The organism is Glycomyces salinus, assembly GCF_016428645.1.
Lineage (GTDB): Bacteria > Actinomycetota > Actinomycetes > Mycobacteriales > Micromonosporaceae > Glycomyces > Glycomyces salinus.
In genome coordinates this window covers 20,872-28,515 of sequence record NZ_JAELXW010000118.1, presented here as the reverse complement: position 1 = coordinate 28,515, position 7,644 = coordinate 20,872, and the positions used below count along the sequence as shown (strand labels likewise).

Annotated in this window: 7 protein-coding genes; 1 reads left to right on the top strand and 6 read right to left on the bottom strand. The window is 68.1% G+C overall.

Going from position 1 to position 7,644, the window contains the following annotated elements:
• Positions 1-861: hypothetical protein (locus JFB92_RS22175; protein ID WP_199043732.1), on the bottom strand; the 861-nt coding region annotated here is incomplete at its 3' end.
• A gap of 561 nt (positions 862-1,422) precedes the next feature.
• Between JFB92_RS22175 and JFB92_RS22170 the strand changes: the two genes are divergently transcribed.
• The gene (locus JFB92_RS22170; RefSeq protein ID WP_199043730.1) at positions 1,423-1,695 is read left to right on the top strand and encodes a hypothetical protein; all 273 of its coding nucleotides are present in this window, start codon (positions 1,423-1,425) and stop codon (positions 1,693-1,695) included.
• A gap of 109 nt (positions 1,696-1,804) precedes the next feature.
• On the opposite strand, the gene JFB92_RS22165 is transcribed toward JFB92_RS22170, so the two are convergent.
• Genes JFB92_RS22165 through JFB92_RS22145 form a run of 5 tightly spaced genes read right to left on the bottom strand, consistent with a single transcriptional unit; the run spans position 1,805 to position 7,536 of the window.
• Complete coding sequence (locus JFB92_RS22165) at positions 1,805-2,812, bottom strand: ABC transporter ATP-binding protein (protein ID WP_199043728.1); 1,008 nt, start codon at positions 2,810-2,812, stop codon at positions 1,805-1,807.
• Complete coding sequence (locus JFB92_RS22160) at positions 2,809-3,795, bottom strand: ABC transporter ATP-binding protein (protein WP_199043718.1); 987 nt, start codon at positions 3,793-3,795, stop codon at positions 2,809-2,811. Before JFB92_RS22160 ends, JFB92_RS22165 begins: the two co-directional genes overlap by 4 nt.
• Positions 3,795-4,793, bottom strand: a complete 999-nt coding sequence (locus tag JFB92_RS22155; RefSeq protein ID WP_372451677.1) for an ABC transporter permease — start codon at positions 4,791-4,793, stop codon at positions 3,795-3,797. Before JFB92_RS22155 ends, JFB92_RS22160 begins: the two co-directional genes overlap by 1 nt.
• Positions 4,754-5,761: an ABC transporter permease gene (locus tag JFB92_RS22150; RefSeq protein WP_199043714.1), complete on the bottom strand. Its 1,008-nt coding sequence runs from the start codon at positions 5,759-5,761 to the stop codon at positions 4,754-4,756. Before JFB92_RS22150 ends, JFB92_RS22155 begins: the two co-directional genes overlap by 40 nt.
• 26 nt (positions 5,762-5,787) lie before the next feature.
• Positions 5,788-7,536, bottom strand: coding sequence for an ABC transporter substrate-binding protein (locus JFB92_RS22145; RefSeq protein ID WP_199043712.1), 1,749 nt, complete (start codon positions 7,534-7,536; stop codon positions 5,788-5,790).
• Positions 7,537-7,644: the final 108 nt, after the last annotated feature.

The following is a 7,644-nucleotide window of genomic DNA, read 5'->3' as shown; positions in this document are numbered from 1 at the left end:
GCAGACGAGGTGGAGGGTCGCGGTGTGGCCGTGCCGGGTGGGGGCGGCCGGGTCGTCCCCGAACGAAGCGATCATCTGATGCAGTGCCTCAGCGTTCCGGCCCGCCTGCGGCGGCAACACCGTCTCGGTCTCGGCCGCGGTGTCCGTCCCGTCATTGCCAGTACTGCTGTCGGTCTGCTCGACCTCGCAGTCGTCTTGTCGGGGCGGGGCCACGGCGGTGGTGAGGAGTTTGGCGAGGAGGGCGCCGGTATCAGAGGCGAGGAGGCCGTCGACGGCCCACATCCCGTTCTCGGTCTCCCACACCTCCAGGCGGGCCAGGGACTGCTCGGAGAGGCCCTCCAGGAGTTCCTCCTGGTCTTTCAGGGCCGCCTCGATCTCACCGAGCAGCCGCGCCAGGTCGGCGTGGGGTGCGTGGATGGAGTACTGGGCGATCAGATCCTCCGGCGTCACACACTGCACCTCGGGGTCGTACGGTGAGGCCACCGGCTTCCGGTAGGGGGTGGTCGCGTAGAGCCGCATCGCCGCGGTGCGGGACAGGGCACGGGAGGCGAACGCGACCTGGTCGATCCGCGCGGCACCCGACACGGCGGCTTCGGTGAGGACACGGAACTTGCGGGATTGGCGGGCGATCGCGGCCAGGTCGGCGGCGGTCTTGTGGTGGAAGTCGAACTTCGATACCAGCCAGTCCCGGAGCGCGGAGAACCCGTCGACGTCGCGGTGGATCTTCCAGGCTTGGGCCTCGATCACCCCGGACAGCACCCTGGCATGAGCCGCGTTGATCAGGGCAGCGGCATCATCCAGACCGGTGTGGATGGCGCGGGCCTTCTCGGTCCGCTCTGCCGGGTTCACGCTCCTGGCCATGTGCCACACCCCCCTTGATCCGAGTCGTCGATCATCCGGTCGGTTTCCGTCTGGTTGTGCTACATCAATGGTGACAGCCGAACCAGCGTTTGCCATCACCCGCAGGGTTGGAGAAGACTCATGTTCACCGCCCGGGACCGGTGGCGTCCCAAGCGATCCACGCCCGGAACCGTGCACACCCGCCAGGACGCGAGCCGCCTTCACGTCATCCCGGGGTCACTCGGCCCGAGGCACGCCACCGACACCAGCCCTCCACACACCTCACCGTCGCCGCCCGACTGAAGCCCGACCCACTCCGGCCGGAACTCCTCCACCGAGCCCGGCCTACCACTCGCCTCCTCATCGCTGCCACGACTTGACGGACATAGAAACGTCCTGAAGCCGGACCCACAGCCGCACATAGGCATTCGCATCCGACCGTGAGGGGCATCCGTGCGGAATACGTGCAGAATTCATGCATTCTGCCCGAAGAATGCAGACCATCCGAAGCTTTCGGATTTGAGATCAAGAGGGCGTACCGGTCATGAGGTACGCCCGCAGGACGAGACGAAAGTGGTCATGATGAAGAAACGCATGGCGGCCTGCGCGGTCGCGTTCGCAGCATCCGCGATGGTCGGCTTCGGTGCTCCGGCCGCGGCAGCCCAGGCCGAAGCGCACTCGACCGAGACGACCGAGATCACTGCGCAGGCGTACTACAAGGAGGGCACTTACAGCTCGGAAGCCGCCTGCCGCACGGCCGGCTCGTACTACAGCGGGATCGGTCAGCCGTGGTACTGCGAGGCGGTGGACACAGGCGGACGACCCAACTACGAGCTCTGGGTGGCCGTGGGCTGACCCTCCCGGTCGACCGCGCCCGCCCGGGCCGGGGCGGGCGCGGAGGTGGCGCGCACCTGGTGCTCCGGTGCGCGCCGTCGCCGTCTCATCCGGACGATCCGGGCAGAGTTCAATCGAACCGGTCGAAGTGGCAGGCCACCTTGTGGCCCTCGGCCACCTCTCTCCAGACAGGGGTCTCCTCGGCGCAGATGTCCTGGGCCCAGGGGCACCTGGTGCGGAAGCGGCAGCCCGAGGGCGGGTTGGCCGGGGACGGCAGGTCGCCTTTGAGGATGATGCGCTCGCGGCTCGCCTCCACCTCCGGGTCCGGCTGCGGGACGGCCGACAGCAGGGCCTTCGTGTACGGGTGCCGGGGGTTCTCGTAGATCTCCTCGGAGTCGGCCTCCTCCACGATCTTCCCCAGGTACATCACCCCCACGCGGTCCGAGAGGTGCCTGACGACCGCCAGGTCGTGGGCGATGACCATGTAGGTCAACCCGAACTCGCCCTGGAGCTCGTCGAGCAGGTTCATCACCTGCGCCTGGATCGACACGTCCAGGGCGCTGACCGGCTCGTCGCACACGATCAGGTCCGGACGCAGCATCAGGGCGCGGGCGATGCCCAGCCGCTGGCGCTGGCCGCCGGAGAACTCGTGCGGGTAGCGCTCCAGGACCGAGGTCGGCAGGCCGACCGCGTCGAGGGTCTCCTCCGCGAGCCGCCGCTGCTCGGCCCGGTCGTTGATGCGGTGGACGCGCAGCGGTTCGGCCAGGAGCATCTCCACGTTGTGGCGCGGGTTGAGCGAACCGAGCGGGTCCTGGAAGACCATCTGCATCCTGGAGCGGAACCGGCGCAGGTTCTCGCTGCGCAGCGCGGTCACGTCGGTGTCCCCGAGGTGGACGCTGCCGCCGGTCGGCTCCTCCAGGCGCAGCACCGCCCGGCCCAGCGTGGTCTTGCCGCAGCCAGACTCGCCCACCAGGCCGTAGGTCTGCCCGGCCCCGATGCTCAGGCTCACGCCGTCGACCGCCCGGACCGCCCCGATCGTGCGCTCGAAGATCACGCCGCTCCGGATCGGGAAGTGGACCTCCAGGTCCTCGACCTCCAGCAGGGCCGTGGAGGTCGGTGTGCTGGTCTCGGCGCTCATGCGATCTCCTCTGCCATCACGCAGCGGTGGGCGTGCTCGGTGCCGACCAGGGCCGGTTCGCCCTCGACGCATTTCTCGGTCACGCTGTCACACCTGGGGGCGAACGCGCAGCCGTCCTTCCAGCGGATCACGTCCACGATCGAGCCGCGGATGGGGTGCAGCGGCTCGTGGATCGGAAGGTCGAGCCGCGGGATGGACTTGAGCAGGCCGACCGTGTACGGGTGGGTGGGGCGGGCGAACAGGTCCCGGGCCGGGGCCGATTCGACCACGCGTCCGGAGTAGAGGACGTTCACCTCGTCGCACAGCCCGGCGACCACGCCCAGGTCGTGGGTGATCATGAGCAGGGCGGTGCCCTCGGAGTCCACCAGGTCCTTGAGCAGCTCCAGGATCTGGGCCTGGATGGTCACATCCAGCGCGGTCGTCGGCTCGTCGGCGATCAGGAGGCGCGGCGCGCAGGCCACGGCGATCGCGATGAGGACCCGCTGGCGCATGCCGCCGGAGAGCTGGTGCGGATACTCCGTCAGCCTCCTGGTCGGGTCGGGGATGCCGACGCGGTCGAGCAGGTGCGCGGCCTCCTTCCTGGCGGCCTCGCCGCGCAGGCCCCGGTGGCGCTCGAGGACCTCGGTGATCTGGACGCCGATCCGCACGACCGGGTTGAGGCTGGAGAGCGGGTCCTGGAAGACCATCGCCAGCTCCTGCCCGCGGCGCTTGCGCATCTCGTTGCGGGGCAGCGTCAGCAGGTCCTTGCCTTCGAAGCGGGCCCGGCCGGAGACGGTGACTCCCCCTCGGTGACGCTTGCGAGCCGTAACTTTGCTCTGTCGGGGCAGCAGTCCCATGATCGCCAGGCTGGTGACGGACTTGCCACAGCCGGACTCGCCGACCAGGCCGACGACTTGGCCTTCGTCGACCTGGAAGTCGACGCCGTCGACGGCGGTGGAGCCTCCGAAGGCGACGCGCAGGTCTTCGACTTCTAGCAGTGCCACTACTGCTCCCTCCTCAGCCTCGGGTCCAGCGATTCGCGCATCGCCTCGCCCAGGAGCGTGAAGCCCAGGGCGGTGATGATGATGCCGACGGCCGGGTAGATCGCCAGCTGCGGGGCGCCCGCGAGGAACCGCTGGGCGTCGGCCAGCATGGTCCCCCACTCGGCGCTGCCCGGGTCCGGGTTGCCCAGGCCCAGGTAGGACAGGGCGGCGGCCTCGATGATGGCCGTGGCCAGCACCAGGGTCGCCTGCACGATCACCGGCCCCAGCGAGTTGGGGAAGATGTGCGAGATGACGATCCGGCTCTTGGGCACGCCCAGCGAGATCGCGGCCATGACGTAGTCGGAGTGGGCCTGCGCGAGCATCGATCCGCGCAGCAGCCGGGCGAAGATGGGGATCTGGGCGACGCCGACGGCGACCATGACCGTGGTCAGGCTCGGACCCAGCATCGCGGCGATGCTCAGCGCCAGCAGCAGCATCGGGATCGCCAGGGCCACGTCGACCGAGCGCATGATGACCGACTCGATCCGCTGGCCCCAGCGCCCGCCGAAGATACCCGAGGCTGCGGCCACGCCGCCGACTACGGCGCCCGCGGCGAAGCCGATGAGGGTGGCGACCACGCCTACCAGCAGGGTCTGGCGGGCCCCGACGACCATGCGCGAGAACATATCCCGGCCCAGGTGATCGAGTCCGAACCAATTCTCCGCGCGGGGCCCGGGGAAGATGTTGCGGTTGAGGAAGACCTCGTCTCCCCATTCCTGGGCGGTGGAGCTGTGCGGGGCGATCCACGGCCCGAGGATGGCGATGAGCAGGAACAGGCCGACGATGGCGGCGCCGGTGATCGCCATCGGCGAGCGTCGCATCCGCCGCAGCGACTGGTGCCAGAGGGAACCGCCCTCGGCGGTGCGGGCCTCGACGCCGGCCTCGACGAGCCGGTCCAGCTTCTCGATCTTGGCGAGTGTCACGAGCGCACCCTCACTCTCGGGTCGAGGAAGCCGTATGACAGGTCCACGATCAGGTTGAGCGCCACGTAGGAGACGGCGATGACCAGGATGAAGCCCATGAGCGCCGGATAGTCGCGTTCGGTAGTGGCGGCGTAGACGAACGAGCCGACACCGCCGAACGAGAAGACGCTCTCGGTGAGCACGGCTCCGGCGAACAGGCTGCCGAGCAGGAGCCCGATGACGGTGACGACCGGCAGCATCGCGTTCTTCATGACGTGGCGGCCGCGAATGGTCTGCGCCTTGAGCCCCTTGGCGTCGGCGGTGCGGACGTAGTCTTCGCCGAGGACCTCGAGCACGCTGGCGCGGGTGATGCGGGTGATCACGGCCAGAGGGATCGAGGCGAGCGCGATCGCGGGAAGTATGAGGTGCATGGCCGCGTTCCACGCGACGTCGAACTCACCGGTTATCAGCCCGTCGAGCACGCGCAGCCCGGTCACGTCCGTGTAGTCCGTGCCAGGAGTGAGCCGGAACGCGGTCGGCAGCCAGCCCAGGTTCTGGGAGAAGACCACCTTGAGCATCGCGGCCAGGAAGAACACGGGCGTGCAGATCCCGATCAGGGACCCGGACACGGCCGTGAAGTCCAGCCAGGTGCCGCGCTTGCGGGCGGCCAGGTATCCCAGCGGGATGCCGACGCCGATGGCGATGGCGATGGCCCACAGGGAGAGTTCGATCGTGGCGGGGAGGCGGTCGGCGAGTTCGGTGGAGATGGGCCGCCCGCTCGACAACGAGTTGCCGAAGTCGAGGCGGACGGCCCGTCCGAGGAATTCGCCGTACTGGGTCCAGACCGGCTCGTCCAGTCCCAGCGCCTCCCGCAGCGCCTCCCGCTGCTGGTCGGTGGCGTTGTCGGGGAGCATGCGGTTCTCGGGTCCGCCCGGGAGGGACTTGAACCACGCGAACAGCAGCAGCGACAAGCCCAACAACGCCACGACCAGCTGCAGGAGTCGTTTGACGGTATAGCGCAGCATATTCCGCTATCTAGTCGGTGTTCGGTTTACTCTGCGGCGGCGAAGTACAGCTCGGAGAAGTCCTCCTGCGTGAGCGGGGAGACGTCCGGCGGGTAGACCTCGGGTGCGAAGGCGATCGACGGCGGCGAGCTGGAGATCGGCAGACCCGGCAGCTCCTCCATGATCATCTCGTTGAGTTCGATCCAGTGCTCGGCCCGGACGTCGGCGTCCGGCTCGGAGGCCGCTTCGGCGAGACCGTCGAAGATCTCGGGGTTGTCGAAGCCCCACTCGGTGGTCTCGGTCTGGAACCAGGTGCCGAGGAAGTTGTAGGCCTCGTTGAAGTCGCCGGTCCAGCCCAGCAGGTACAGCTCGCACTCGCCTTGGTTGGTCGCGTCGATGTAGTCGACCCACGTGATCGGAGTGGCCTCGACGGTCACCCCCGCGTCTTCGAGGTTCTGCGCGATGATGTCGAAGATGTCCTTCGGGTTCGGCATGTACGGCCGCGAGACGTCGGTCGGGTAGCAGAACTCCAGTTCGAGGTCCTCGGCTCCGGCGTCGGCCAGCAGCTCGGTGGCCCTCTCCGGGTCGTGCTCGTATTGGACGACGTCCTCGGACCAGCCTTCGAGGCTCGGCGGCATGAACTGGGTGGCGACCGATCCGCCCGGCGGTAGGACCGAGTTGACGATGCGCTCGCGGTCGACCGCGTAAGACAGGGCCTCCCTGATCGCGTGGTCGCCGAGCGTTCCGCTGACCTGGTTGTAGCTCAGGTAGAGGATGTTGAACACGCCGCGGGTCGGCACCTGGAATCCGGCGTCGATGAGTGGCTGGACGTCCGCGGGCGAGACCAGGTCGTAGCCGTGGATGTCGCCGGCTTCGAGCGCCTGGCGGAGGGCGTTGCCGTCGCCGATCTGGCGGAAGATGATCGTCTTGACGCCGGCCGGGTCGCCCCAGTAGTCGTCGTAGCGCTCCAAGGTGACGGCGTTCTCGCTGTGGTCCCACTCGACGTACTTGTAGGGGCCGGTACCCGCGAGGACGCCGGCCTCCTGGCTGTACTCAGGAAGCGGGGAGTCGGGGGCGTCCATGTCGTCGTCGGTGAGCTGCTCGAGCGACCCGGGGCTCACGATGGCGGTGGTGGCCATGGAGAAAGCGCCCGGGAAGTTCGCGGTGTACTCGCTGATCCTGATGGTCGCGGTAAGGCCGTCGGCCTCGCAGCCGTCGTAGATCGACTCGCCCTCGACGCCCATCTCCGGGTCGCTCTCGGCGAAGCCGCGGAAGAAGTTGGACCAGTAGTAGGTATTGCTCGGTGACTGATAACCGCCGGTGAAGTTGTTCCACCGGTCGAAGTTCGCGCAGACGGCCTCGCCATCGAGTTCGACACCGTCGTGGAACGTCACGCCCTCACGCAGGTGGAAGGTCCACTCGGTGCCCTCGTCGTTCTGCTCGTAGCTCTCGGCGAGGCCGGGAACCATGTCGGTGCAGTCGTGGTCGAGGAGGGTGTCGAAGACCTGGCGGGTGACGCGGAACGTCTCACCGTCCGAGGCCAGGACCGGATCTAGGGAAGTGGGGACGCCGGGCGTGCCGAAAATGAACGGCTGCTCTTCGTTCGCGGCCTCGTCAGGGGCCCGCTCGCCGTCCTCACGTTCGGGGCATTCGAAACTGAAGTCCTCGGCGTTCTGAGTGTCTTCGTCTTCGCCGTCGCCTTCGCTGCCGCATGCGGCGAGGGCACCGAGTGCGATGACCGCACTCGCAGACGCGGCGACGGCCCGTCTGGCCAGAGTGGTTCGAGACGTGCGCATAAGTATTCACCCGTCGTTCGTTGGGTACTCGGAGGTACAGCCAGCGTAGAGCCAGGTGAGCTGGACCACTGTTATGCGTTATGCAACCGTGACCAATTCGGCAACTAT

Excerpts from the sequence above, each read along its gene's own strand:
- JFB92_RS22145 (WP_199043712.1), bottom strand. The coding sequence starts at position 7,536 with ATGCGCACGTCTCGAACCACTCTGGCCAGACGGGCCGTCGCCGCGTCT.
- JFB92_RS22165 (WP_199043728.1), bottom strand. The coding sequence starts at position 2,812 with ATGAGCGCCGAGACCAGCACACCGACCTCCACGGCCCTGCTGGAGGTC.
- JFB92_RS22150 (WP_199043714.1), bottom strand. The coding sequence starts at position 5,761 with ATGCTGCGCTATACCGTCAAACGACTCCTGCAGCTGGTCGTGGCGTTG.
- JFB92_RS22170 (WP_199043730.1), top strand. The coding sequence starts at position 1,423 with ATGAAGAAACGCATGGCGGCCTGCGCGGTCGCGTTCGCAGCATCCGCG.